The sequence below is a fragment of the Streptomyces sp. NBC_01381 genome (genome assembly GCF_026340305.1).
Classification (GTDB): domain Bacteria; phylum Actinomycetota; class Actinomycetes; order Streptomycetales; family Streptomycetaceae; genus Streptomyces.
In genome coordinates this window covers 2,827,962-2,852,216 of record NZ_JAPEPI010000002.1, presented here as the reverse complement: position 1 = coordinate 2,852,216, position 24,255 = coordinate 2,827,962, and the positions used below count along the sequence as shown (strand labels likewise).

Below are 24,255 nucleotides of genomic sequence, written 5' to 3'. Positions count from 1 at the left end.
GGTCACGCCTGCACGGCGTCCAGCTCCGCCCGCGCCGCGACGAACGCGTCCACAGCGCGGTTCACGTCCTCCGTGGAGTGCGCCGCGGACAGCTGGACCCGGATCCGGGCGGCGCCCTGCGGCACCACCGGGTACGAGAAGCCGATCACGTACACGCCCCGCTCCAGGAGCAGCTCGGCCATCCGTCCCGCCACCGACGCGTCGCCGATCATGACCGGCGCGATCGCGTGGTCGCCCGGCAAGATGTCGAAGCCCTCCTCGGTCATCCGCGAGCGGAAGAGCGCGGTGTTCGCGGCGAGGTGTTCCCGCAGGTCACCGGCCGACTCAAGGAGGTCGAGGACCTTCAGCGAGGCCGCGGCGATCACCGGGGCGAGCGTGTTCGAGAAGAGGTACGGGCGCGAGCGCTGGCGCAGGAGCGCGACGATCTCGGCGCGGGCCGCGACGTAGCCGCCCGAAGCACCGCCGAGCGCCTTGCCCAACGTACCGGTGATGATGTCGACACGGTCCATGACGCCGTGCAGCTCGGGGGTGCCGCGGCCGCCGGGGCCGACGAAGCCGACGGCGTGCGAGTCGTCGACCATGACCATCGCGTCGTAGCGCTCGGCGAGGTCGCAGATCTCCCGCAGCGGGGCGACGTACCCGTCCATGGAGAAGACGCCGTCGGTGACGATGAGCTTGCGGCGCGCGCCGCCCTCGGCGGCCTCCTTCAACTGCTGCTCCAGGTCGGCCATGTCACGGTTGGCGTACCGGAAGCGGCGGGCCTTCGAAAGGCGGATGCCGTCGATGATCGAGGCGTGGTTGAGCGCGTCGGAGATGACCGCGTCCTCCGCGCCGAGCAGCGTCTCGAAGACTCCGCCGTTGGCGTCGAAGCAGGACGAGTAGAGGATCGTGTCCTCCTGGCCGAGGAACGCGGAAAGGCGCCCCTCCAGCTCCTTGTGCACCTCCTGCGTACCGCAGATGAAGCGCACGGACGCCATGCCGTAGCCCCAGCGGTCCAGGGCCTCGTGCGCGGCGGCGACGACCTCGGGGTGGTCGGCCAGGCCGAGATAGTTGTTCGCGCAGAAGTTCAGTACGTCGCCAGGGCGGCCGCCCGCGGTCACCGCGACCGTGGCGGACTGCGGGGTGCCGATGACGCGCTCGGGCTTGTGCAGGCCCGCGGCGGCGATCTCGTCGAGGGTGGCCTGGAGATCGTCGCGTACGGAGTCGAACATGGTGACTTCCTTTAAAGAAGAGGTCGGTCAGGAGGCCAGGAGGGGGTCAGCAGGGCTGGCGGGGGTCAGGAGGTCCAGTCGAGGATGACCTTGCCGCCGCGGCCGCTCGCCGCGTCGTCGAAGGCCGCTTCGAAGTCACGGTGGCCGTAGCGGCCGGTGATCACGGGTGCCAGGTCGAGGCCGCCTTCGAGCAGCACGGACATGGCGTACCAGGTCTCGAACATCTCGCGGCCGTAGATGCCCTTGATCGTGATCATGGAGGTGACGATCCTGGACCAGTCCACGGCGAATTCGTCGGACGGCAGACCGAGCATGGCGATCTTGCCGCCGTGGGTCATGTTGGCGAGCATGTCGCGCATCGCGACCGGGTTGCCGGACATCTCCAGGCCGACGTCGAAGCCCTCGCGCAGGCCGAGCTCGCGCTGGCCGTCGGCGATGGAGGTCTCGGCCACGTTCAGCGCCAGGCTCGCGCCGACCTTGCGGGCCAGGTCGAGGCGCTCCTCGCTGACGTCGGTGATGACGACGTTGCGGGCCCCCGCGTGCCGGGCCACGGCCGCGGCCATCAGGCCGATCGGTCCCGCTCCGGTGATCAGGACGTCCTCGCCGACCAGCGGGAAGGACAGGGCGGTGTGCACCGCGTTGCCGAACGGGTCGAAGATCGCGGCCACGTCGAGGTCCACCGGGACGCGGTGCACCCACACATTGGAGGCGGGCAGCGCGACGTACTCCGCGAACGCCCCGTCCCTGCCGACGCCGAGCCCGACCGTCGCACGGCACAGATGGCGGCGTCCCGCCTGGCAGTTGCGGCACTTGCCGCACACCAGGTGGCCCTCGCCGCTGACCCTGTCGCCGATCTTGATGTCGGCGACGTCACGGCCAATCTGGACGACCTCGCCGACGAACTCGTGCCCGACGACCAGGGGCGCGGCGATGGCCTGCTGCGCCCAGCCGTCCCAGGCCCGGATGTGCAGGTCCGTGCCGCAGATCCCGGTGCGGAGCACCTTGATCAGGACATCGCCGTGGCCGATGACCGGCTCCGGCACGTCCATCAGCCGGAGTCCCGGTTCCGCCTTCTCCTTGACCAGCGCCTTCAACGCCACGGCTCCCGTCGTACGTCACTGCTTCCACCGACGACACAGGAATCTTCCCTACGGCGGCGCCCCGGTCCATCGAGGATTTCTTAAGCGCCGCCGCAGCTTTCCTTCAGGCCCGGGCCGTTACCTCTCCTGGCCGCGCTCGAAGTAGGCGATCAGCTCCGGGGCGAGCGCCGGCACCTCCCTCGGCGTGCCCCCGTCCCTCAGCGACTGCGTGGCGCGCACGCCCGCCGCGACCGCCATCCGGGCGGCCACCGGCGAGGTGTCGGTGCGGCCGCCCTCGCGTACGAAGCGGACGAACTCGTCGATGAGCAGCGGGTCGGAGCCGCCGTGCCCGCCCTCGTCCTGGGCGTCCGGCACCGGGTATTCGGCGTCGGCTTCGGGGCGGTAGGACGAGCGCCGCTGGTTCCAGACCTTCACCACTCCCCCCGGTCCGTCGCCGAAGTTCTCCAGGCGGCCCGCGTCACCGATGACGGTGTAGTTGCGCCAGTAGTCGGGGGTGAAGTGGCACTGCTGGTAGGACGCCAACACCCCGTTGTCGAGGCGCATGTTGACCAGCGATACGTCCTCGACGTCGATGACGGGGTTGAGGTCGCGCTGGGTGTGCGGCGGCCAGTGGCCGTCCTTGGTGTACCAGTCGTCGGACTTCGGCTCGCCCGGCGCGCGGCGGTGCGGGTTGTCGCCGTAGACCATGAGGTCGCCGAGCGCCTGCACCTGGCGGGCGTAGCCGCCCGCGAGCCAGTGCAGTACGTCGATGTCGTGGGCGGCCTTCTGGAGCAACAGGCTGGTGGTGTGCTGCCGTTCGGCGTGCCAGTCCTTGAAGTACCAGTCGCCTCCGTAGGCGACGAAATGGCGCACCCAGACCGTCTTGACCTCGCCGATCTCGCCGCGCCCGATGATGTCGCGCATCAGCCTGACGACGGGCATGTGGCGCATGTTGTGGCCTACGTAGAGGCGCGTTCCGGTCTCGTGGGCGGTCCGCAGGATCTCGTCGCAGGCCTCGATGCCGATTTCGAGGGGCTTCTCGACGAAGACGGGCTTCTTCTCGCGCAGCGCCTCGCAGGCGAGCTGTGCGTGGGTGTGGTCGGGGGTGAGGATCACGACGGCGTCGACGTCGGGGTCCTCGACGACCTTGCGGTGGTCGGTGGATATCAGGGCGCCGGGGAAGGCCACAGCCGCCTCCGTCCGCGCGGTCACGTCGTGGTCGGCGAGCGCGGTGACGCGGGAGCCCGCGCCGGGCCGGTGCGCGGTGCGGGCGAGCGAACCGCGCAAGCCGTAGCCGAGGACGCCTAGACGGAGGTCGGTCATGGTGTGCCTTTCCGTACAAATACCTGTGCGGGTGCGGGTGTTGCCTATGTACGTGCAGGATGCACGAGTACGTGGGCGAGTGCCACGGGTCCCGTGCCGGTGAGCTTGATCCTTATGTATCTGGCTTCCGCGTCCGTGTCGAGGAGTGTGGGCCGCAATGATCGTCCGGTGACGTGCAGCGTCGTGGCGTCGGCGAAGTCGGCGGCCCTCGCGAGCTGCACGTCGAAATCGGCGGTGGTCATGGCGGTGTTGTTCCAGACCTCGACCTGTCCCACCCGCCGCGCCTCGCCGAGGTCGACCTGCCACCAGGCGCCCGGTTCGGAGAGCGTGCGGGTGTCGGTGGAGGTGTCCCCGTCGGTCGCGTACGCCGCATCGGCGGCACCGTCCGTGGAGGACTGGGACGCCGTGCCGGCACGTGCGAGGTCCGGGCGGAGCTGTTCGGCCGGCGCCCCGTGCGCGCCTGTGCGGGCAGCCGGTCGACCTCGGTGTGGTTGTCCTGCATCGTCGATCCGGTGCCCGAGAGTGCCGGCGCGTCGGTGTCGGCCCAGTTGCCGGTGGCGCGGTTCTGGATGCCGTAATCGGCCCAGTTGGAGACCCACTTGTAGCCGATGCGGGTGATGACGTTGCCTTCGGCGCGGATGTACGAGGACTGCTCGTCAAGGTAGATGCCGTTGCCGTCCCGCTCGGTGTTCCCGTAGGCGGAGCGGTTGATGTAGTTGCCGGAGACGACCGTGCCGGGCTGGGCGCCCTGGGTGTAGATGGCGCCGCCGTCGTGCTGGGCGTGCTCGACGCGCATCACGTTCGTGATCCGGTTGTTCGTGATCCGGTTGTCGCGCAGGACGGACTTCTGCGCCTCGGGCTGGTTCCAGCCCCAGCCCACCCAGATGCCCGAGTAGGGCAGATCGTCGATGGTGTTGTGGTCGACGACCGAACCGGCCTCGTATCCGGCCCAGATGCCCACGGCGTCGGTGTAATCCCCTTCCCCGTACGGGAAGTCATCCGCGCCGATGGCACCGTGACCGTCACGCCGGGCCGCCGCACCGTCGTCACCGTCCGCGTCGAGGGCTCACGCGGCCATTCACACACGGCGGCCACGCGGTGACCCCAACCCGACCGCCCTGCGTCGAGGCTCGCGCAGCCATTCACACACGGCGGCCATGCGGTGACCCCGGCCCAACCGCCCCGCCCCGCTCGCCACACGCCCCGCCTCACCCGACAGGCACCTCGCGCCCCGACGCACGCCTCGTCCTGCCCGACCTTCACCCGCACCCCGCGCCCCGACCCACGCCTTGGCTCGCCCGACCCGCACCCGCACCCCGACCCACACCCCGCCTCACCCGACCCGCACCCCGCGCGCCCGACTCATGGCCCCGCCCCCTTCGACACCCCCCACCCGACACCGCCACCCGCCCCGTCCACGCCACCACCCTCACCCGCGCCTGCCCTCACCAGCCGGCCTCCGTTGGAGCCGCCCAGATACCCGGCAGCCCCGTCGAGCCACCGCGGACGGACGTAACCGCACCAGCACCCGCACCCGCACCCGCCCCCACCAGCGCACCACCTGATCCACCCCAGCCGATCCCCCCTCGAAGGACTGCACCATGAGATCCACTCCGCCCCGCCGTACCGTCCTCACCGGCCTGGCCGCCCTCACCAGCGGCGCCGCCCTGCTCCCCTCGCCCGCGCGGGCCGTCACCGCCGCGCGCCGGAAGGCCGCGCCCCGCGCCGCCGTCACCGTCAACCTCACCGCCCGCGTCTCCGCCGAGCCCCAGCGCATCCGGCTCGGCGCCGCCCAGCGCGCCAGTGACTTCTTCACCACGGCGGCCTACGCACCCGCCGGCACCCCCGTCACGGTCACCGTCTCGGCCCCGGACGGCGTCCTGCCCACCCTGTACGTCGGCATCCCCGACCACTACGCCACCCCCAACGCCCCGCGCTCCTACACCCTCAAGGCCGGCGCGAACACCGTCACGGACCCGCACGGCGGCCCGCTCCACCTGACGATGACCGGCAGCGGCCAGCGCGCCACGGTCACCATCGGTACCGGCTCCGTGCCGATGCCCACCTTCACGCACGGCTCGACCTCCGAGGCCTCCTTCCAGGCCCAGCTCGACTCGGCGACGGCCGCCGGATATGTGCAGCTGCGGTCCGCGCACGCCATCGTCACGCTCTCCCGCGCCACCGCCCTGCAGTACCGCGCCGAGAACCACGCCACGCTCCTCGACACCTACGAACAGCTCCTCACCTCCCACGCGACCTTCAGCGGACTGAGCGGCAGCACCGGCACCCACGCCCGCAATCCGCTGCCGTACCACTTCGTGAACGTCACGAAGGTCGCATCGGGCGTCGGCGCCTACGCGACGCACGGCTACACCGGCTACCCGAGCGGCGCGATGACGTACATCGCGGGTGTGAACGGACTGCGCACCGGCGGCTGGGGCATGTACCACGAACTCGGCCACCAGCATCAGCAGTTCGCCTACAAGCCCGGCGCGCTCACGGAGGTCACCTGCAACCTCTACTCGCTCGCCGCGCAGCGCACCCTCGGCCAGACCTCACGGCTGCTCACCAAGGACGCCAATGGAAAGGACGTGTACGACCGCGCCTTCACCGCCCGCGACTCGGGCACGGACTACGCCACGCTCGACGTATGGCAGAAGCTCGTGCCGCTCTGGCAGCTGCGGCTCGCCTTCGGCACCGGCGTCTGGCCCGAACTGCACAAGCTGATCCGCACCGACAACCCCAACTCGGCGACGGACGCGGACCGCTACGACAACCTCGCCGTGTACGCGAGCCGGGCCACGGGACGCGACCTCTCCGAGTTCTTCGTCACCAAGTGGCGCTTCCCGATCACCGCGTCCGGCAAGGCGCGCATCGCCGCGCTCGGCCTTCCCAAGCCGACCGTCGACGCCGGCACCTACCGCGAATGACGCCGGCCATCACCTACCGCGAATAGGGAGCACCGACCCCACCATGCCCGCACCGCACCTGACCCTGCCGCCCACCGACCGCGTCCTGTCCCCGCTCACGGGCTGGACCCGGTCGCACTGGGAGGCGCTCGCCGACCGGCAGTTGGCGGCGCTCGTCCCGTACGCGACGCCGAACTTCGCGCAGTACCGCCTGCCGGGCCGGGGCAGTTGGTCGGGGGTCGTGTCGGACGGGCTCGAAGGGTACGCACGGTCATTTCTCCTCGCTTCGTTCCGGATCGCCGGAGCCGGCGGTGAGGTGGACCCTCACCTCATAGAACGCTATACGCAGGGTCTGACAACGGGCACGGACCGTGACGTCGCGGGCGGCGAGGCCTGGCCCGAACTCACCGACTGCTCCCAGCAGATGGTGGAGGCGGCGTCCATCGCGATCGGGCTGCACGAGACCCGCCCCTGGATCTGGGACAGGCTCGACCCCCGGGTCCAGGAGCGGGTCGTCGACTGGTTCTCCGGCTTCGTCGGGGGCAAGACCTGGGACAACAACTGGCGGCTCTTCCAGGTGGTGTCCGAACAGTTCCTGGCCTCCGTCGGCGCCCCGCACAGCCGGTCGGACATCGGCGGCGGCCTGGACCGCATCGAGGACTGGTACCGCGGCAACGGCTGGTACAGCGACGGCGACGGGCGCAACTTCGACTACTACATCGGCTGGGCGATGCACCTGTACCCGCTGCTGTGGGCGCGGATGGCCGGTGCGGAGGAGGACGGCGGGCGAGGCAAGGTCTACCGCGAGCGGCTGTACCAATTCCTCGCCGCCTACCCGCACTTCTTCGGCGCCGACGGCGCCCCCGTCCACCAGGGCCGCTCCCTCACCTACCGCTTCGCGGCGACCGCGCCCGTCTGGATGGGCGCCCTCGCGGACTGCACACCACTGGCCCCCGGCCTCACCCGGCGGCTCGCCTCCGGCACCGCACGGCACTTCGTGGAGCGCGGCGTCCCGGACGAGCGCGGGCTGCTTCCGCTCGGCTGGTACGGCACGTTCCTGCCCTCGACGCAGGCCTACTCGGGTCCGGCGTCGCCGTACTGGGCCAGCAAGGGCTTCCTCGGCCTGCTGCTTCCCGCCGACCATCCCGTGTGGACGGAGCGCGAACTGCCGCTCCCCGTCGAGGAGTCCGACCAGTACACGGCGCTCCCCGAGCCCGGCTGGCTGCTGCACGGCACGCGGCACGACGGCATCGTCCGCCTCGTCAACCACGGCAGCGATCACAACCCCCTCGAAGGCCCCGCGGCCGACGACCCGCACTACGCCAAGTTCGGCTACTCCACGGCGACCGCCCCCGAGACGGCGCCGCGCGCATGGCACCGGACGGTGGACGGCCACCTCGCGCTGCTCGCGCCGGACGGCACTCCGTCCCGCCGCCGCCGGATCCACCCGCTGAGCTGCGCGGAACGCACCGCCGCCTCCCGCCACGACGTACAACTTCCGGGCTTCGACGGTGAGTTCCCCATCGAGACGACCAGCGTGCTGCACGGCCCGTGGGAGATCCGCGTCCACCGGGTCCAGGCCCCGGCGGGCGTGACGGTCCGCGAGGGCGGCTACGCCGTGGCCGACGGGACCCGGCCGTACGCCGAGCGAGGACCCGGCTGGGCCCTCACCCGTACGGAATCGGGCCTCACCAGCGCCGTCGTCGCGCTCCACGGCTGGGACGAAGAGGCGGGCATCGCCCGCGAGGTGGCGGCGAACGCGTTCGGCCCGCACTCGGCGACTCCGTATCTGACCCGCGCCGGCCACGCGGGCGGCGCAAGCGTCCACGTCACGCTCGTCGCGCTGTCCCAGGACACCGTCCTGCCCACGGCGTTGCGGGAGTCCATCTCCTGCGCGGTGGACGGCGACCGCGCCCGCGTCCGCTTCCCCGACGGGGCGGTACTGGAGGTGTGAGCGTCAGATCGCGCTTCCCCGACGGGGACGTACTGGAGGTGTGAGCGTCAGATCACGCTTCCCCGACGGGGACGTACTGGAGGTGTGAGCGTCAGATCCCGCCGTCCTCCCGCCGGTGGATCTGCTCGATCAGCTCCGCCGCCATCGCCTTGATCGTCTCCAGGCCCGACCTGCCCCAGGGGCGCGGCTCGACGTCCACGACACAGACCGTGCCGAGCGCTGTGCCGGTGCGGTCGATGAGCGGGGCTCCCAGATAGGAGCGGATCCCGATCTCGTCGACGACGGGATTGCCCGCGAACCGCGGATAGTCGCAGACGTCCTCCAGGACGAGGGCCTTGCGGCGTACGACCACATGCGGGCAGTAGCCGTGGTCGCGGGCCATGTAGCGGCACGCCGCGCCCTCCGCGGCCGCCGCGGCGGTGAGTTCGCTGCCCGATCCGGTGCTGTCCGGGGTGTGCAGTCCCGCGAAGAACTGCCGGTTCTCGTCGATGAAGTTGACCATGGAGTACGGCGCCGCCGTGACCTCGGCGAGCCGGTCGGCGAACGCGTCGAACGCGCGGTCGGGATGCAGCCCGATGCCGAGCCTGCGCAGCCGCCGCACCCGGGTCGGCGCCTCCTTGTCGACGGGAGTGAGCAGCAGATGCGCGGTCGGGTCGTACATCAGGTGTGGGCTCCGTGGCTCGGTGCGGTCGGGGCGTGGGCGAGCAGGTGTTTGACGAGAGTGAGGAGCGTGGCGATGCCGGAGCTTGAGATCCGCGCGTCGCAGCGCACGACGGGCACCTGGGGATCGAGGTCGATGGCGGACCTCACCTCCTCGGGTTCATAGCGGTGGGCGCCGTCGAACTCGTTGATGGCGACGATGAATCCCATGCCGCGCTGCTCGAAGAAGTCCACGGCCGCGAAGCAGTCCTCGAGGCGGCGCGTGTCGGCGAGCACCACCGCGCCGAGCGCGCCTTCGGAGAGCTCGTCCCACATGAACCAGAAGCGTTCCTGGCCGGGCGTGCCGAAGAGATAGAGCACATGCGCGGGGTCGAGCGTGATGCGGCCGAAGTCCATGGCCACGGTGGTCGTGGTCTTGTTCTCGACGCCCGACAGATCGTCGGTGCCCTCGCTGACGGTCGTGAGGAGCTCCTCCGTGCTCAGCGGCGCGATCTCGCTCACCGCGCCCACGAAGGTCGTCTTGCCGACCCCGAAACCTCCCGCGACCAAGATCTTCAGTGCGGTGGGGAAGGGGTCAGAGCTGTCGTCGTAATCCATCGAGCACTGCCTCCAACAGGGACCGGTCAGTTGGGTTGTGGTAGAAGTCCGGGGCTCTCAGGGTGAGCGCCCCGCAGTCGACGAGATCGGAGAGCAGCACCTTGGTCACGACGGCGGGCAGTTTCAGCTGCGCCGCGATCTCCGCGACCGATGTGGGTGCCGCGCAGAGCCCGAGCGCCTCCGCGTGCTCGGGCCCCAGATGGCCGAGCGGCGGCGCGCCGCCGGTGGCCAACACCTGGGTCAGCAGGTCGAGTTGGGTGGTCGGCCGGGTCCGCCCGCCGCTGACCGTGTAGGGGCGGATGAGTCGTCCCGCCGCGTCGTCGAGCCATGGCCCGTCGTGCGGGGCCGCCACGCTCAATGCCTCATCGGGGCGGGTTCGCCGGCCGGCTGCCGGGGTGCGGTCATCAGGTACGGCCGTACGCTCTTGACGAGCATCGCCATCTCGTAGCCGAGCACCGCCGCGTCCGCCTCGCGCCCGGCGAGCACCGCCAGACAGGTGCCCGATCCCGCCGTCGAGACGAACAGCAGGGTGGAGTCGAGCTCCACGACCACCTGGCGTACGTCACCGCCGTCGCCGAACCGGACGCCCGCGCTGCGCCCCAGCGAGTAGAGCCCGGAGGCGAGGGCCGCCATGTGGTCGGCGCTGTCGGGGTCGAGGCCATGGACCGACTTCACGAGCCCGTCGGAGGAGAGCAGGACCGCGCTGTGGGTGTGCGGCACGCGCTGTACGAGGCCGCTCATCAGCCAGTCGAGGTCGGATACCTGGCTGGTCTGCACATCGCTCGCCATGGTCGATCGACTCCTAGAGGTACGAGGGTCTGCCGTGGCAGACGTGGTGCTTGCGGTGTGGTGCGGGTCAGCCACCCTGGTCGCCCCTGTCGCGGGGGATGCCGAAGTCCGGTCCGGGTGCCGGGTCGCGGGTCTCCTGGGCGGCGGCGAGGCCGATGCCGCGCTGGAAGGCGGCCATCAGGCCCGGGTCGTGGCCGACGTGGTAGTCGGGGTCCTGGCGCGGCGACGGCGTCGTGTCGCGCAGTTGCGGTGCGATGTGCTCCTGGGCGCGCCGCTTGGGGAGCCGGGGCCGGTCCATCCGGCCGTGCACGGCGCCGCCGAGCGGGACCGGCGGGGTCCCCGTGTGCTCGGCCGCGGCCTGCCGGTCCTCGGGCCGGATGCCCGGCACGGCTTCGGCGGGCGTGGGCCGGTCCGCACGCGCTCCGCGTACGGGCAGCGGCCCGTTCCCGTTGCCGTTCGCCGCCGGCATGCCGGGGGTCTCGTCCCGCAGCGGCTGCCGCGGCACGACGACCGGTTCGGGGCGGGGGGCCTGCGGGGGTGCCGGTGCCGTTTCCGGTACGCCGACGGGGGCGCCCGGCGGTGCGGTGCGCGGGGCGGCGGCGGGCTCGTTCTGCGGTTCGGCTCCGAGCATCCCCTGCGGCAGGATGACGACGGCCTGTACGCCGCCGTAGATGTTGGTCTGCAGGCGGACCCCGACGCCGTGTCTGCGGGCCAGCGCGGAGACCACGTAGAGCCCGATGCGGCCGTCCTGGAGGAGGCTCGCGACATTGACCTGGTCGGGGTCGGCGAGCAGGTGGTTCATCTTGTTCTGCTCGGTCACGGGCATGCCGAGGCCGCGGTCCTCGACCTCGATGGCGAGCCCGGCCGTCACCAGGTTGGCGCGCAGCAGGACTTGGGTGTGCGGTGCGGAGAACACCGTGGCGTTCTCGACGAGTTCGGCCAGGAGGTGGATGACGTCGGCGACGGCGTGCCCGCGCAGGGTGCCGTCGATCGGCGGCACCAGTTTGACCCGCGAGTACTGCTCGACCTCGGCGATGGCCGAGCGCAGCACCTCCATCATGGTGACCGGTTTGCTCCACTGACGCCGGGAGATGGCGCCGCCGAGCACGGCGAGGTTCTCGGCGTGGCGGCGGATGCGGGTGGCGAGATGGTCGACGTGGAAGAGGCCCTTGAGCAGCTCCGGGTCCTCGACGTCGTTCTCCAGCTCGTCGAGCAGCGAGATCTCCCGGTGCACCAGCGACTGCAGCCGCCGGGCCAGATTGACGAAGACCTCGACCTTCTGTTCGCTGCCCGCGTGGCTGGAGAGCTGCGAGGCCTGGACGACCACGCTGACGGCGACCTCGTGGGCGCGGTTCAGCTCGTCGGCGAGCAGCCCGAACTCGTCGCCGTCCTGGGCGGATCGGGCCGGCACCGCCGTGCGGGCGGGCGGTCCGTCGCCGCGCCGCAACTGCTCCACGACCCGCCGCAGTTCGGCCTGCCCGCGCGCGGTGCTGCGGCGCAGCGAGCCGACACGGTCGCGTACGGAGTTCGCGGCGCGGTCGGCCGCGACGGCCGCGATGACGACGCTCACCAGGGTGATGGCCCCGGCGGCGGCGAGGATGACGAGCAGCGCGGGGGCGAGCGGGGTGGCGGTCTCCCGGACGACGAAGAGCACGGCCGCGCCGGCGCAGAGCGCGACGGCGACGGGCGGCAGTACGGCGATGCGCAGCAGCTGCGGACGTATCCGGGCCTCGGGCAGCGGCGCGATGGTACGGCTGCCGGGCCTGCCGTGCCGGCCGCCTTCACGGCGGTCTGCGCGGGCGGCCGGTGCGCGAAGGTGAGACATCAGCGTCCTCGGTCAGGGTGCGGGCTCCGACGATCGCGCGAGGGCCGTTTCGCGACATCGCCGTGCCGGCCGTGTGGACCATCCGATGATCCTTGCGTCGACCGACGGCAACTCACGGTAGTCGGCAACGCATCATGTGCGAGGGGCAGTTGACAAAGTACGGCGGCCGAGGTCCCGCTCTGGTATGACATCTCGCACGGCAGTCCGATTGCACCTTCGGACGCCAGTTCCAGCCGGGCCGCATGGCTCGGCGAACGGGCTTTCCCTTCGGGGGAAGGGGGCGGTCATGACGTCGGGGCGGCCACGTCGTACGTGACCGCCCCGAACCGGTCGAGGGGCACCGCGAACGTCCGCGATGCCCCTCCCCGCTCCCCGTGACTTCTCTCAGCCGACCCGCGCCGCCTCCGGCTCCCCGGTGTCTTCGGCGTCCTCGGAGTGCCTGGTGCCCGGGGCGCCCGGCACCACCCGGGGCCATCCGCCGCCCGGCTCGACTGCGACGCCGCGCCACCACGGCTCCGAGGGGACCAAGTCCGCCGCGGGCTCGAACGGCTGGCCCGGCACCGGCAGCGCGATCCGTGCCCCCGCGCGGGAGGCCGCATCGACCGTGCCCTCGCCCGGCTCCGACCACGGGTGCGGGGCGAGGTTGAAGGTGCCCCAGTGGATCGGCAGCAGCACGCCCGACGGGCGGCCGCCCTGGAGGTCGAGGTGGGCGCGCATGCCCTCCTCGGGCGTCATGTGGATGTCCGGCCACCACTCCGAATAGGCCCCGATCTGGATCATCGTGGCGTCGAAGGGCCCGTGCTGCGCGCCGATGTCCTGGAAGCCGGGGAAATAGCCGGTGTCCCCGCTGTGGTAGATCCGGTGCTCGGGACCCGTGACGGCCCAGGACGCCCAGAGCGTGTGCTGCTGGTTGCGCAGGCCGCGGCCGCAGAAATGGCGTGCGGGCGTCGCCGTCAGGGTCAGGCCCGCCACCTTCGTGGAGTCGTGCCAGTCGAGCTCGCGCAGCCGGTCGGCGGGTACGCCCCAGCGCTCCAGGTGGGCGCCGACGCCGAGCGGGACCGCGAACACCGTGCCCGTGCCGGCCAGGGCCTTGATCGTGGGCATGTCGAGGTGGTCGTAGTGATCGTGCGAGATGACCACCGCGTCCACCGGGCCGAGCGCCGCGAGCGGCACCGGCACGGGGTGCAGCCGCTTGGGCCCGACCCAGGAGAACGGCGAGCACCGCTCACCCCACACCGGGTCGAAGAGCACACGCCGCCCGTCGATCTCGGCGAGCACGCTGGAGTGCCCCATCCAGGTGAGCCGCAGCCCACTGGCCGGGGGCTTGGCAAGGTCGGCGAGGGTCGTGGCGTGCACGGGCACGGTGCCCGTGGGGCTGCGCCGCAGCCGCTCCTCCTTACGGAAGTAGACCTTCGCGAACTCCACAGCCGTCGAACCGGAGGGGCGACTCTGCGCCCCTACGGGGTTCTGGAAGGAACCGTCGGCGAAGTTCGGCGATCTGTGGATCCGTGCGAGCCGCTCTCCGGCCGGATCCGCGCCGAAGGCAGCGGTCCTGAGCGAGCGGAGCCCAGAGCTCAGCGAACGGGACACAGCACCTCCTGGAAGGGGTAGATCAGGCCTCCATTATGTGCACCGCCTCCGGCAGCGGCCGTCCGAAGGGATCGTCATCGGCCGCCTCCGCGTAACGGGGCACCATCGGCAACCCTCGCACCGCGTGATGTACTCCTACTGATTCTCCATTCAGTAGGAGCGCGCCATGCCCGCCCCCTTGCTCTCCCTCACCTGGACCGACCACGTCACCGGCCGCCAGGGCTTCCTCGTCGTCGACCGCCTCGTCCGCGGCGTCTGCAGCGGCGGGCTCCGGATGCGCCCCGGCTGCACCCTCGACGAGGTCACAGGACTTGCCCGCGGCATGACGATGAAGGAGGCCCTGCACTACGACCCCAGCGCCCGCTACGTCCCGCTCGGCGGAGCCAAGGGCGGCATCGACTGCGATCCGCGCTCCCCGGAGGCGTACGACGTCCTGGTGCGCTACCTCCGGGCGATGCGCCCCTACGTAGAGCACGCCTGGACCACGGGCGAGGACCTGGGCCTGACGCAGGACCTGGTCGACAAGGCGGCGCGGGAGGCGGGGCTCGTCTCCACGATCCAGGCGGTCCACCCGCTCCTGGAGGACGAGACCGAGGCCCGCGCCCGTCTGGCGGACGCCTTCGCCGTGCGGGTGGACGGCCTGGGCCTCGACGAGCTGGTCGGCGGCTGCGGAGTCGCCGAAGCGGTCCTTGCGGCGCTCGACCGGGCGGGCCACGCACACGCGGGCGCGCGCGTGGCCGTGCAGGGCCTGGGCACCATGGGTGGCGCGACCGCGCGCTTCCTCGCTCGCGCGGGACTGGCGATCGTGGCCGTCGCCGATGTCAGGGGCACGATCGCCAATCCGGCGGGGCTCGACGTGGAGGCGCTGCTCGCCGCCCGGGACGCGCACGGCGCCGTGGACCGCGCGGCCCTGCGCCCCGGGGACCGCGAACTGCCGGGCGAGTCCTGGCTCTCCACGGAGGCGGAGATCCTGGTCCCCGCAGCGGTGTCGTACGCGATCGACGAGGTGAACCAGCAGCGGATCACGGCCCGTTGGATCGCGGAGGCGGCCAACATGCCGGTCCTGCCGGAGGCGGAGAACCTCCTGGCGGCGCGCGGCGTCACCGTGCTGCCTGACGTGGTCGTCAACTCCGGCACCAACGCCTGGTGGTGGTGGACGCTGTTCGGCGACATCGGCGCCGACCCGGACGAGGCGTTCGCGCACATCCGCCGCTCGATGCGGGCGCTGGTCGAGCGGACACTGGGGCGGGCGGAAGCGGACGGCACCACACCGCGCGCCGCCGCACACGCCCTGGTCGCGGACCGCCTCCCGGAGATCGCGGACCGCTTCGGGTGGTACGCGACTCCGAGAAAGGACGCCCCGTAGGTGGCCCGCCCCTCCCCGTGGATAGGCTGCCCGACGTGGCAAGGGTGCGGTTGAGCGTGGCGGAACGGCGTGCGGAGCTCCTGTCCGCCACCGTCGAACAGATCGAGGTGCGCGGCGTGGCCGCCGTACGCATCGCGGACGTGGCGGCCGCGCTGGGGGTGAGCAACGCCCTGGTGCTCTACCACTTCTCGACCAAGGAGAACCTGGTAGCCGCCGCCTTCGCGCACGCCGCCGAGGGCGACCTGGCCCATCTGCGCGCCCTCCTGGGCCGCCGCACCACGGCGGAGCGCAGGCTGCGCGCGGCCGTCCGCTGGTACGCGCCCACCGGCCAGGCCAAGGGCTGGCGCCTGTGGATCGAGGGCTGGTCCGCCGCACTGCGCGAGCCCACCCTGCGCACGGTCACCCGCGACCTCGACCAGCAGTGGAAGGCGGCGATCACCGAGGTCATCGCCGAAGGCGTCGCCGCGGGCGAGTTCCGCTGCCCCGACCCTCAGGGCGCGGCGCTGCGTCTGACCGCCCTGCTCGACGGCCTCGCGGTCCAGCAGACGGCGTACGAGGGAACGGTCCCGCGCGGCAGGATGCGCGCCTGGGTGGACGAGGCCCTCGACCGCGAACTGGGCCTCGCCCCGGCCCGCCCCACGACAGCCTGAGCGTCGGCGGACGGCTCAGGACGCCGACTCGATGTGCATCCTGACGGTGTACGGGTCCACGGCCCCCTTCGCCTCCACATGGTCCCCGGACGACTCGCCCCGCAGGCGCCGCCCGATCCACGGCACCAGGTACTCGCGCGCCCAGTGGATGTCATCACGCCGCACTTCGAGGGTGTTCCGGGGCGGCAGCGGCGGCCACGGCTGGTCGGGGTCCGCGGGCACGTCGAGGCCGAGGACCTGTCCCGCGCGCAGCGCCACGCGCGTGTGCCCCTCGGCGGAGAGGTGCAGCCGGTCGCCGTCCCAGGCGCGCCGGTCCTGGACGGTCTTGAGCGACCACAGGTCGAGCACGGGGCAGCCGTAGCGGTCGGCGATCGCGCGGACATGCATGTTGTACGTGGCGATCTTGCCGCGCAGATGCTTGAGCACGGCGACACTGCGGGTGTCGAAGCCGGTGGTCACCATGACGGTGCCGACCGCCGAGGTGAGGTCGGCGACCGCGCGCTCGAACCGCTCGGCCACCTCGTCCGGGTCGGTGCCGGGACGGATGATGTCGTTGCCGCCGGCGCAGAAGGTCAGCAGGTCGGGGGCGAACTCCCTGGCCTTCGGCACCTGGTCCGCGACGATCTGGTCGAGGAGTTTGCCTCGTACGGCGAGATTGGCGTACCGGAAGGTGTGCTCGGGCACCCGGTCGTCGAGCAGGACGGCGAGACGGTCGGCCCAGCCGACGAACGCGCCGTCGGGCCCCGGGTCCCCCACCCCCTCGGTGAAGCTGTCGCCGACCGCTGCGTAGGAGGTGAATGTGTCACGAATGAAGGATGTCGACTCTGCTGTCACGTCGTCACATCTTTCACCTCGTCAAGTGACCTACGCCACCGTAGGGAGGGGTTGACGGGGGGTGAGATAGGCCACCGGTCAAGATTGTTCCAAGCCGGAATACGCGGTGGTCCGCCGAGCCGCTCACATCCTGCGGAAGCGGAACACCGCCGCGTCCAGGTCACCGCGCAGCCCCGTCCGCAGCCCGTGGTGCAGCAGCACCGCGCCCCGGTGGACGACGCCGGTGCCCTGGCAGACGTAGGCCGCCGCGGGGTCGAGGCCCCGCAGCCGCACCCGGGGCGACGGCTCCCCGTAGGACTGCGCCCGCAGCCACGCGAGGACGACGGTCTCGTCGCCGTGGACGTACTGCACCGCGCTGAGCGAGTCCTCGGGCGGGCGCAGCCGGTAGAGGTCGCCGAGCTGCACCACGGGCCGGATCTCCTTGTAGAGGCTCACCCACTCACCCGCCTCGGCCAGCTCGCCCTCGGTCCACTCCGTGAGGTCGCCGCCGATGCCGAGTACGCCCGCCATGGCGCTCACGAAGCGGAAGCGCAGGCCGCTGACCCGGTCGTTGAGCTGAGTGTTCGGGCTGTCGGTGACCCAGGCGGCCATGACTCGGGCGGGGTGCAGCTGACTGAAGCCGTGCTGGATGGTGAGCCGGTCGAGCGGGTCGGTGTTGTCTGAGGTCCACACCTGGTCGGTACGGGAGAGGATCCCGAGGTCGATCCGGCCGCCGCCGCCCGAGCAGGACTCGAAGGCCACGCCGGGATGCGCGGCCCGCAGCCGGTCGACCAGTGCGTACAGGGCGTGCACATGGTCGTGCCAGATCCGCTGCGGATAGCGCTCGCCCGGCCAGCCGGGGTCGGTGAAGCTGCGGTTGAAGTCCCACTTCACATAGTCGATCGGGGCGCTGGAGAGCAGCGCGTCGAGCCGCTCCCAGAGATACTCCTGGACGTCCTCGCGGGCGAGGTTGAGGACGAGCTGGTTGCGGAACTCGGTGCGGTCGCGTCCGGGGTGGTGCTGCACCCAGTCGGGGTGGGCGCGGTAGAGGTCGCTGTCGGGGTTCACCATCTCCGGTTCGACCCAGATCCCGAAGCTCATGCCCAGGGCGTGCACCTCGTCGGCGAGGGGCTTCAGACCGCCGGGGAAGCGGTCCGGATTGGGGGTCCAGTCGCCGAGCCCGGCACGGTCGCTGACCCGCTGCCCGAACCACGCGTCGTCCACCACGAACAGCTCCACGCCCATCGCCGCCGCCCGCTCGGCGAGCGCCCGCTGCTGGTCCTCGGCGATGTCGAAGCCGGTGGCCTCCCAGGAGTTGTAGAGCACGGGCCGCGTCACACCGGCGTCGGGGATCACGTGCTCCCGCTGATAGGCGTGCCAGGCCCGGCTCGCGCCCCCGAAGCCGCCGTCGCTCCACAGCCCCGCGAAGACGGGCGTCACGCACTCCTCGCCGGGCGCGAGGAGCAGCTGCCCGGAGTCGTCGGACCCGCTGCCGCCGGTGATCTGCACGGCCCCGTCCGGCAGTTGCGCCACCGCGATCCGCCACGACCCCGACCAGCCGAGCGCGCAGCTGTAGACCTCCCCGCGCTCCTCGGTCGCCCCCTCCGCGTCCAGCGCCACCCAGGGCAGATGCTGATGCCCGGTGTGGCCGCGCCGGCTGCCGATGACCTTCTCTCCGTACGTGACCGGTGACCGCACCAGCTGCGACTCGGCGGCCCAGCGGCCGTGCAGCTGCGAGAGCCGCCAGTGCTCGCGCGTGGGCAGGGTCCAGGTGGCGGAGTCGGCGCGGAGCAGCTCCAGCTCGGGGGCGCTCGCTGGCCCCTCGTGACGCAGGACCGCATGGCGCTCGATGATGTCGCCGCGCATCCGGTAGACCAGCGTGACGGCCAACTGGTGTGCGGAATCGTTGAATTGAAGCCGCAGCTCGCCCTGCCCGGCCTCGTCGTCCTCTCCGGTCCCGGCCCCGGAGAACCGCCACTCGGTGCCGCGCACCCCGGCACCCCGCACGGAGAGCGCGGGACGCGTGAACCGCCGCCCGCCCTCGACGGGATACTCCTCCCACCCGTCGAGCCCCGACTCGAAGCCCCGCTCCGCAGGCAGCGGCTCCGCCGCGAGGGCCTCGGCGTCGGCCAGGGCGATGCGGGGACCCCAGTGCAGATGCAGCAGTTCGTCGCGGGCCGTGAGCCGCAGCGCGTAGCTGCTGGTGGGCCCGGAAAGCAGCCACGTACGACCGTTCTCGCCGACCTCGATCATCAGTCCCCCACAGATTCGACCCGATACCGACAGGCACGCGCGTGTACGCACATCATCGAGGCGGCATCAGCTGTGAGGCAACGCTCGTGCACCGGCAGTGATTGCCTCAGGATCCCGTGTCGTATCGTCGAAGTCGCACCCCACCGGCGAGCAGCGCCGGCGGCCGGACGGAGGAGCCCCCGTGACGCAGCAAGTCCCGCCGACCGAGGTGTCGGAGCCCGAGCTGACCGGAGTCCGTAATTTCCGCGATGTGGGCGGGCTTCCGACCGTCGACGGCCGCCGGGTCCGGCAGGGGCGGCTCTTCCGCAGCGGTCACCTCGCGCACGCCACGGAGGCCGACTCCGCGTTCCTCGCGTCGCTGAGCCTGCACACGATCTTCGACTTCCGCAACGCGGCCGACCAGCGGCTCGAAGGCCCGGACGTCGCGCTGCCCGGCGTACGCAATGTGAATCTGCCGCTGACCGACCCGGCCGACGGCGCCGAGTTCTGGCAGATGGTGCGCGACGGCGATCTGGACCAGCTGCGCGCCGCGCTCGACGACGGGCAGGCCGCGGGCCGCATGTCGTCCTCGTACCGCACGATCATCAAGGACCGCACCGCCGAGCACAGCCGGGTGCTGCACGACATCGCGGGCGACAGCGTCCCTGCGCTGATGCACTGCGCCGCGGGCAAGGACCGTGCGGGCCTCTCCATTGCCGTCACGCTGCTCGCCGTCGGCGTCGAGCGCGATGCCATCGAGGCGGACTACCTGGAGTCGAACGCCACCCACCGCCGCTACAAGGTGCACCGCAGCAACAACTCCCCCGACGCGATGTCCCCCGAGGTCATGGCGCTGCTCAGCCCGCTCTTCGAGGCCCGTGCCGAATATCTGGCGGCCGCCTTCGAGACCATCGAGCAGACCTGGGGCGACACGGAGACCTACCTCACCGAGGGCCTCGACGTGACCCCCGAGACCCGTGAGCGGCTGCGCGCGCACCTGCTGGACTGAGCCGCCGCCCGGCGGTCCCTACTGGTTCTGCGCGCCCAGCGAGAAGAGCAGGTAGATGAAGGCCGCGAAGAGGTGCCCCACCGCGACGTAGACGATCAGCCGCACCCAGAGTCCCCGCGGGAACTTCTCCTCCATGGCCATGGCCTTGCGAGCGGGCTGCTCCTGGTCCCGGTCCCGGTCCGGCTGCTGCGCTTCAGGTTCCGTCATCGCGGGTCTCCCAGGGTGGGGCTGTGCGCGGTCCCGCCGAGGCACAGCGCGGTGGCGGGACTCTGCAGCAGGGTGTGGACGAAGAGAAGATCGGCACCGAGGCGGTCCGCGGCGGCGATCCGGTGCGGGGTCAGCGAGTCGAAGTGCGCGCTGTCCCCGGGCTCGAGGGTGTACGTGGCGTCGCCGAGCCGCAGCCGAAGCCGCCCCTTCAGGACGTACAGCCACTCCTCGCCGGGATGGACGCGCACGATGTCGCCCTGCGCGCCGTGCGGCACATGCACCCGCAGCGCCTGCATGCCGCGCGCCGGGGCGCCGGCCTGCCAGTAGGTCCAGCCGCCCGCCCGGGTCGGCTCCATGTCGGCGGCGCGGACGATCGCGTCCCGGTCCGCGGGGGTCTCGCCGAGCAGCTCCGAGACCGTCGTACCGTAGGTGCGGGCGAGCGCGAGCAGCATCGGCAGCGACGGCTGGCGCTGCCCGGTCTCCAGGCGGGAGAGATGGGCGGGCGAGAGCCCGGCGGTGCGGGCCGCGGCCTCCAGCGTGAGGGCGGCACGTCGTCGCAGGTCACGCAGTTGCGGCGCGACGGCGGGCAGCGGTTCGGCGGCCTCGGGTTCGACCGGCTCCGGCTCGGCAGGGCTCATACCTTGATTGAGCCAGGCCCTTACCCCTGAGGCAACTTTCTTGCCCCAGAGGCAAAGACCCGATGGGGCGCCTCAGCGGTTCGCGACCGCCTGCTTCACCAGCGTCCTGCCGAAGTCCCACATCAGCCCGCCGCCGCTGTGCGCCTCGTCCATCACCGCGGTGAAGGCCTCGACGAACCGGTCCACCTCGCGCTCCCCGATGATCAGCGGCGGGATCAGCTTGATGACCTCCAGATGGTCACCCGAGACCTGGGTGAGGATGCGGTGCTTCTGCAGCAGCGGCACGACCACCATCTGGGCGAAGAGACCCTTGCGCGCCGCCTGCAGCATCGTCCAACGCCCGCGCAGTTTCAGGGACTTGGGCCGACCGAACTCGATGCCGATCATGAGGCCGCGGCCGCGCACCTCGCTCAGGAGCTCATAGCGGTCGACGAGCGCGGCGAGCCGGCTCTTGAGCAGTTCCCCCGTCACCCGGGCGTTCTCGACGACCTTCTCCTCGTCCATGACGGAGAGCACCGCGAGCCCGGCGGCCATCGCCTGCGCGTTGGAGCCGAAGCTCGCCGAGTGCACGAGCACCCGGTCCATGGACGAGAAGACCTTCTTGAAGATCCAGTCCTTGCCGAGCGTCGCGCCGACCGGCACATAGCCGCCCGAGAGTGCCTTCGCGACGCACACCAGGTCCGGCTCGACCCCCTCCTCGTGCTGGTACGCGTAGAAGTCGCCGGTCCTGCCGAGGCCGGTCTGCACCTCGTCGGCGATGAGCAGCGCCTTGTGCCGGCGCAGCAGCTCCTGGGCGGCGCGCAGATATCCGGGCGGCGTCTCGTGCACGCCCTTGCCCTGGATGGGCTCCAGGATGAGCCCGGCCACGTCACCCTGCTTCAGCTCTTTCTCCAGGGCGTCCAGATCGCCGAGCGGGATCGCCGTGTCGGGCAGCAGCGGCGCGAAGCCGTCCCGGAAGCCGCTCTCGCCGTTGACCGAGAGCGAGCCTGTGGTCAGGCCGTGGAAGGCGTGCGTGCAGTAGAGCACCCGCGGCTTCCCGGTCGCGTACCGCGCGAACTTCAGCGCCGTCTCGACGGCCTCCGTACCGCTGTTGCCGAAGAAGACCCGGTCCAAGTGCGGGCTGTGCGTGAGGAGTTGCTCGGCGAGCAGGCCGGGCAGCGGCTGGCAGTCGAAGCGCGTCAGATCGGCGAGCGAGGCGTCCAGGACGTCGTGCAGCGCCTTGCGGACGACGGGGTGGTGCCGGCCGAGCCCCATCACGCCGAAGCCCGCGAGCATGTCGAGGTAGTCGTCGCCGTCCGCGTCCCAGAAGTACGCGCCCTCGGCCCGTTCGTAGACCTTGTCGAAGCCGATGGTGTGCAGCATCCGCGGCAGCTGGTGGTTCAGGTGCCGCGCATGCAGGTCGTAGCGCTCGGCTCCTCGCTCGGCGAGGAGTCTGCCGAGGTCGAACTCCTTGGTCATGCCCGCTTCTCCTTGGTCATGCCCGTGTCTCCTTGACTGTGCCCGCCTTCTCCTCGGCGGCCGCGTTCTCCTTCTCGCGGCGGGCCACCGTCGCGCTGATCCGCCCCGCGATCTCGACCGGCGTCAGGCCGAGGTCCGCGAGCACCTCGCCCCGCTTGGCGTGCGCCAGGAATTGGTCGGGGATGCCGAACCGCCGTACGGGTACGTCGACTTCGGCCTCGTCAAGCGCCAGCGCCACCGCGGATCCGACGCCCGCGGCCCGGCTGTTGTCCTCGACGACCCCCACGACCCGGTGCCGTGCGGCGAGCCCCGGCAGCTCGGCGTCGACCGGCTTGACCCAGCGCGGGTCGACCACGGTGCAGGCGAGACCCCGCTCGCGCAGCAGCTCGGCGGCCTGCAGACAGACGGGCGCCATCACCCCGACCGCCACCAACAGGACCTCCGCGCCCGGGTCCTGGGCCAGCACGTCCATGCCGCCGATCCGGTCGACGGCGGGGATCGCGGGCCCCACGGACTCCTTGGGGAAGCGAAGGAGCGTGGGCGCGTCGTCGACATTGACCGCTTCCCGCAGCTGCGCCCGCAGTTGGTCGGCATCGCGCGGCGCCGCGATCCGCAGCCCCGGCACGACCTGCAGGATCGACATGTCCCACATGCCGTTGTGCGACGCACCGTCGACGCCCGTGACCCCGGCGCGGTCGAGGACGAAAGTGACCCCGCACTCGTGCAGCGCCACATCCATCAGAAGCTGGTCGAAGGCCCGGTTGAGGAAGGTGGCGTAGAGCGCCACGACGGGGTGCAGTCCCCCGGTCGCGAGCCCGGCAGCCGACACCGCGGCATGCTGCTCGGCGATCCCCACATCCCACACCCGGTCCGGGTAGGCCTCGGCGAACTTCGTCAGGCCGACCGGTCCGAGCATCGCCGCCGTGATCGCCACGACGTCATCCCGCTCGGCCCCGATACGGACGATCTCGTCGCCGAACACCGAGGTCCAGGAAGGGCCGTTGGAGGGTGCGAGCGGCTCGCAGGTCAGCGGGTCCATCACACCGACGGTGTGGAAGCGGTCCGCCTCGTCGGCGAGCGCCGGTTCGTAGCCGCGCCCCTTCTCGGTGAGGCAGTGGATCAGGACGGGGCCGTGGAAGCGTTTCGCGCGGCGCAGCGCCGACTCGACGGCGCCGATGTCGTGACCGTCGATCGGCCCGACGTACTTGAGCCCCAGGTCCTCGAACATGCCCTGCGGCGCGAAGGCGTCCTTGAAGCCCTTCTTGGCGCCGTGCAACGACTCGTACACGGTGTGCCCGATGACGGGAGTGCGCTGGAGTATGTCCTTGCCCCAGGCGAGCACCCGCTCATAGCTGTCGGTCGTACGCAGCGTGGCGAGGTGGTTCGCGAGGCCACCGATCGTCGGGGCGTACGAACGCTCGTTGTCGTTCACGACGATGATCAGCGGCCGGTCCTTCGCGGCCGCGATGTTGTTGAGCGCCTCCCACGCCATGCCGCCGGTGAGCGCGCCGTCCCCGATGACGGCGACCACATGCCCGCGCTCGCCGAGCACCTGGCGCGCCTTGGCGAGACCGTCGGCCCAGCCGAGCGCGGTCGAGGCATGGCTGTTCTCGACGATGTCGTGCTCGGACTCCGCACGCGAGGGATAGCCGGAGAGGCCGCCCTTGCCGCGCAGCTTGGAGAAGTCCTGCCGCCCCGTGAGCAGTTTGTGTACGTAGCTCTGGTGGCCGGTGTCCCAGACGATGCGGTCGACCGGCGACTCGAAGACCCGGTGGAGGGCGACGGAGAGTTCCACCACCCCCAGATTGGGCCCGAGATGGCCGCCGGTTCTGGCGACCGCGTGCACCAGGAACTCCCGGATCTCCTCGGCCAGTTCGTCGAGCTCGGCCTCGGTCAGCGCCTTCAGATCCCGCGGCCCCCGAATGGTGTCCAGAATGGTCATGCT

21 protein-coding genes and 1 pseudogene are annotated in these 24,255 nt (G+C 71.5%); 5 read left to right on the top strand and 17 right to left on the bottom strand.

The genetic code is table 11. The features are described 5' to 3' along the window. Positions 1 to 2: 2 nt before the first annotated feature. The 5 genes and pseudogenes from OG453_RS34275 to OG453_RS34255 all read right to left on the bottom strand — a co-directional run. Positions 3 to 1,211: a glycine C-acetyltransferase gene (locus tag OG453_RS34275; protein WP_266872449.1), complete on the bottom strand. Its 1,209-nt coding sequence runs from the start codon at positions 1,209 to 1,211 to the stop codon at positions 3 to 5. A 65-nt stretch (positions 1,212 to 1,276) separates the two neighbouring features. Further along, positions 1,277 to 2,305, bottom strand: a complete 1,029-nt coding sequence (gene tdh / locus OG453_RS34270; protein WP_266873232.1) for an L-threonine 3-dehydrogenase — start codon at positions 2,303 to 2,305, stop codon at positions 1,277 to 1,279. Positions 2,306 to 2,428: 123 nt separating this feature from the next. After that, positions 2,429 to 3,613, bottom strand: a complete 1,185-nt coding sequence (locus OG453_RS34265; protein WP_266872448.1) for a Gfo/Idh/MocA family protein — start codon at positions 3,611 to 3,613, stop codon at positions 2,429 to 2,431. A 44-nt stretch (positions 3,614 to 3,657) separates the two neighbouring features. Beyond that, positions 3,658 to 4,212 carry a discoidin domain-containing protein gene (locus OG453_RS34260; protein ID WP_266873231.1) on the bottom strand — a complete coding sequence of 185 codons (555 nt, stop codon included), beginning with the start codon at positions 4,210 to 4,212 and terminating at the stop codon, positions 3,658 to 3,660. 77 nt (positions 4,213 to 4,289) lie between these two features. Next, a pseudogene (locus tag OG453_RS34255) lies at positions 4,290 to 4,574 on the bottom strand (right-handed parallel beta-helix repeat-containing protein); the annotation flags it as partial. Between the two features lie 640 nt (positions 4,575 to 5,214). Here OG453_RS34255 and OG453_RS34250 point away from each other — a divergent pair. Continuing rightward, positions 5,215 to 6,543, top strand: a complete 1,329-nt coding sequence (locus tag OG453_RS34250; protein ID WP_266872447.1) for a M60 family metallopeptidase — start codon at positions 5,215 to 5,217, stop codon at positions 6,541 to 6,543. 43 nt (positions 6,544 to 6,586) lie between these two features. Continuing rightward, on the top strand, positions 6,587 to 8,476 hold the full coding sequence (locus OG453_RS34245; RefSeq protein WP_266872446.1) for a DUF2264 domain-containing protein: 1,890 nt from the start codon (positions 6,587 to 6,589) through the stop codon (positions 8,474 to 8,476). 91 nt (positions 8,477 to 8,567) lie between these two features. On the opposite strand, the gene OG453_RS34240 is transcribed toward OG453_RS34245, so the two are convergent. From OG453_RS34240 to OG453_RS34215, 6 genes are all read right to left on the bottom strand, one after another. After that, positions 8,568 to 9,140 carry a GAF domain-containing protein gene (locus OG453_RS34240; protein ID WP_266873230.1) on the bottom strand — a complete coding sequence of 191 codons (573 nt, stop codon included), beginning with the start codon at positions 9,138 to 9,140 and terminating at the stop codon, positions 8,568 to 8,570. After that, positions 9,137 to 9,733, bottom strand: a complete 597-nt coding sequence (locus OG453_RS34235) for an ATP/GTP-binding protein (RefSeq protein WP_266872445.1) — start codon at positions 9,731 to 9,733, stop codon at positions 9,137 to 9,139. Before OG453_RS34235 ends, OG453_RS34240 begins: the two co-directional genes overlap by 4 nt. Further along, the gene (locus OG453_RS34230) at positions 9,711 to 10,085 is read right to left on the bottom strand and encodes a DUF742 domain-containing protein (RefSeq protein WP_266872444.1); all 375 of its coding nucleotides are present in this window, start codon (positions 10,083 to 10,085) and stop codon (positions 9,711 to 9,713) included. The genes OG453_RS34235 and OG453_RS34230 overlap by 23 nt, the downstream gene beginning before the upstream one ends. Positions 10,086 to 10,087: 2 nt before the next feature. Then, positions 10,088 to 10,522, bottom strand: a complete 435-nt coding sequence (locus tag OG453_RS34225; RefSeq protein WP_266872443.1) for a roadblock/LC7 domain-containing protein — start codon at positions 10,520 to 10,522, stop codon at positions 10,088 to 10,090. A 67-nt stretch (positions 10,523 to 10,589) separates the two neighbouring features. Continuing rightward, entirely contained in the window at positions 10,590 to 12,347 is a 1,758-nt protein-coding gene (locus tag OG453_RS34220) for a sensor histidine kinase KdpD (RefSeq protein ID WP_266872442.1), read from the bottom strand. Between the two features lie 384 nt (positions 12,348 to 12,731). Further along, positions 12,732 to 13,937 carry an MBL fold metallo-hydrolase gene (locus tag OG453_RS34215; RefSeq protein ID WP_266872441.1) on the bottom strand — a complete coding sequence of 402 codons (1,206 nt, stop codon included), beginning with the start codon at positions 13,935 to 13,937 and terminating at the stop codon, positions 12,732 to 12,734. A gap of 166 nt (positions 13,938 to 14,103) precedes the next feature. Here OG453_RS34215 and OG453_RS34210 point away from each other — a divergent pair, with 166 nt between their 5' ends. Both OG453_RS34210 and OG453_RS34205 read left to right on the top strand, forming a co-directional pair. After that, a complete protein-coding gene (locus tag OG453_RS34210) occupies positions 14,104 to 15,303 on the top strand; it encodes a glutamate dehydrogenase (protein WP_266872440.1) in 1,200 nt (399 codons plus the stop codon). Positions 15,304 to 15,338: 35 nt separating this feature from the next. Further along, on the top strand, positions 15,339 to 15,953 hold the full coding sequence (locus tag OG453_RS34205; protein WP_266872439.1) for a TetR/AcrR family transcriptional regulator: 615 nt from the start codon (positions 15,339 to 15,341) through the stop codon (positions 15,951 to 15,953). Between the two features lie 15 nt (positions 15,954 to 15,968). Here the strand turns inward: OG453_RS34205 and OG453_RS34200 are convergent, their stop codons facing one another. Together OG453_RS34200 and OG453_RS34195 are read right to left on the bottom strand one after the other, a co-directional pair. After that, positions 15,969 to 16,787 (bottom strand): SGNH/GDSL hydrolase family protein, encoded by an 819-nt coding sequence (locus OG453_RS34200; RefSeq protein WP_266872438.1) that lies wholly within the window; start codon positions 16,785 to 16,787, stop codon positions 15,969 to 15,971. A 123-nt stretch (positions 16,788 to 16,910) separates the two neighbouring features. Continuing rightward, on the bottom strand, positions 16,911 to 19,019 hold the full coding sequence (locus tag OG453_RS34195; protein WP_266872437.1) for an alpha-galactosidase: 2,109 nt from the start codon (positions 19,017 to 19,019) through the stop codon (positions 16,911 to 16,913). A 181-nt stretch (positions 19,020 to 19,200) separates the two neighbouring features. Here OG453_RS34195 and OG453_RS34190 point away from each other — a divergent pair, with 181 nt between their 5' ends. Then, on the top strand, positions 19,201 to 20,007 hold the full coding sequence (locus tag OG453_RS34190; RefSeq protein WP_266872436.1) for a tyrosine-protein phosphatase: 807 nt from the start codon (positions 19,201 to 19,203) through the stop codon (positions 20,005 to 20,007). A gap of 18 nt (positions 20,008 to 20,025) precedes the next feature. Here OG453_RS34190 and OG453_RS45200 read toward each other — a convergent pair whose 3' ends face one another. From OG453_RS45200 to dxs, 4 genes are all read right to left on the bottom strand, one after another. After that, positions 20,026 to 20,142 carry a DUF6126 family protein gene (locus OG453_RS45200; protein ID WP_135329603.1) on the bottom strand — a complete coding sequence of 39 codons (117 nt, stop codon included), beginning with the start codon at positions 20,140 to 20,142 and terminating at the stop codon, positions 20,026 to 20,028. A gap of 68 nt (positions 20,143 to 20,210) precedes the next feature. Further along, positions 20,211 to 20,852, bottom strand: a complete 642-nt coding sequence (locus OG453_RS34180) for a helix-turn-helix domain-containing protein (RefSeq protein WP_266872434.1) — start codon at positions 20,850 to 20,852, stop codon at positions 20,211 to 20,213. A gap of 72 nt (positions 20,853 to 20,924) precedes the next feature. Beyond that, entirely contained in the window at positions 20,925 to 22,310 is a 1,386-nt protein-coding gene (locus OG453_RS34175; RefSeq protein ID WP_266872433.1) for an aspartate aminotransferase family protein, read from the bottom strand. A 16-nt stretch (positions 22,311 to 22,326) separates the two neighbouring features. Next, the gene (gene dxs / locus OG453_RS34170; RefSeq protein WP_266872432.1) at positions 22,327 to 24,252 is read right to left on the bottom strand and encodes a 1-deoxy-D-xylulose-5-phosphate synthase; all 1,926 of its coding nucleotides are present in this window, start codon (positions 24,250 to 24,252) and stop codon (positions 22,327 to 22,329) included. Positions 24,253 to 24,255: the final 3 nt, after the last annotated feature.

Coding starts and splice junctions, on each gene's coding strand:
- OG453_RS34245 (WP_266872446.1), top strand. CDS start 6,587: ATGCCCGCACCGCACCTGACCCTGCCGCCCACCGACCGCGTCCTGTCC.
- OG453_RS34220 (WP_266872442.1), bottom strand. CDS start 12,347: ATGTCTCACCTTCGCGCACCGGCCGCCCGCGCAGACCGCCGTGAAGGC.
- OG453_RS34225 (WP_266872443.1), bottom strand. CDS start 10,522: ATGGCGAGCGATGTGCAGACCAGCCAGGTATCCGACCTCGACTGGCTG.
- OG453_RS34195 (WP_266872437.1), bottom strand. CDS start 19,019: ATGATCGAGGTCGGCGAGAACGGTCGTACGTGGCTGCTTTCCGGGCCC.
- OG453_RS45200 (WP_135329603.1), bottom strand. CDS start 20,142: ATGGAGGAGAAGTTCCCGCGGGGACTCTGGGTGCGGCTGATCGTCTAC.
- OG453_RS34265 (WP_266872448.1), bottom strand. CDS start 3,613: ATGACCGACCTCCGTCTAGGCGTCCTCGGCTACGGCTTGCGCGGTTCG.
- OG453_RS34175 (WP_266872433.1), bottom strand. CDS start 22,310: ATGACCAAGGAGTTCGACCTCGGCAGACTCCTCGCCGAGCGAGGAGCC.
- dxs (WP_266872432.1), bottom strand. CDS start 24,252: ATGACCATTCTGGACACCATTCGGGGGCCGCGGGATCTGAAGGCGCTG.
- OG453_RS34180 (WP_266872434.1), bottom strand. CDS start 20,852: ATGAGCCCTGCCGAGCCGGAGCCGGTCGAACCCGAGGCCGCCGAACCG.
- OG453_RS34275 (WP_266872449.1), bottom strand. CDS start 1,211: ATGTTCGACTCCGTACGCGACGATCTCCAGGCCACCCTCGACGAGATC.
- OG453_RS34210 (WP_266872440.1), top strand. CDS start 14,104: ATGCCCGCCCCCTTGCTCTCCCTCACCTGGACCGACCACGTCACCGGC.
- OG453_RS34235 (WP_266872445.1), bottom strand. CDS start 9,733: ATGGATTACGACGACAGCTCTGACCCCTTCCCCACCGCACTGAAGATC.
- OG453_RS34250 (WP_266872447.1), top strand. CDS start 5,215: ATGAGATCCACTCCGCCCCGCCGTACCGTCCTCACCGGCCTGGCCGCC.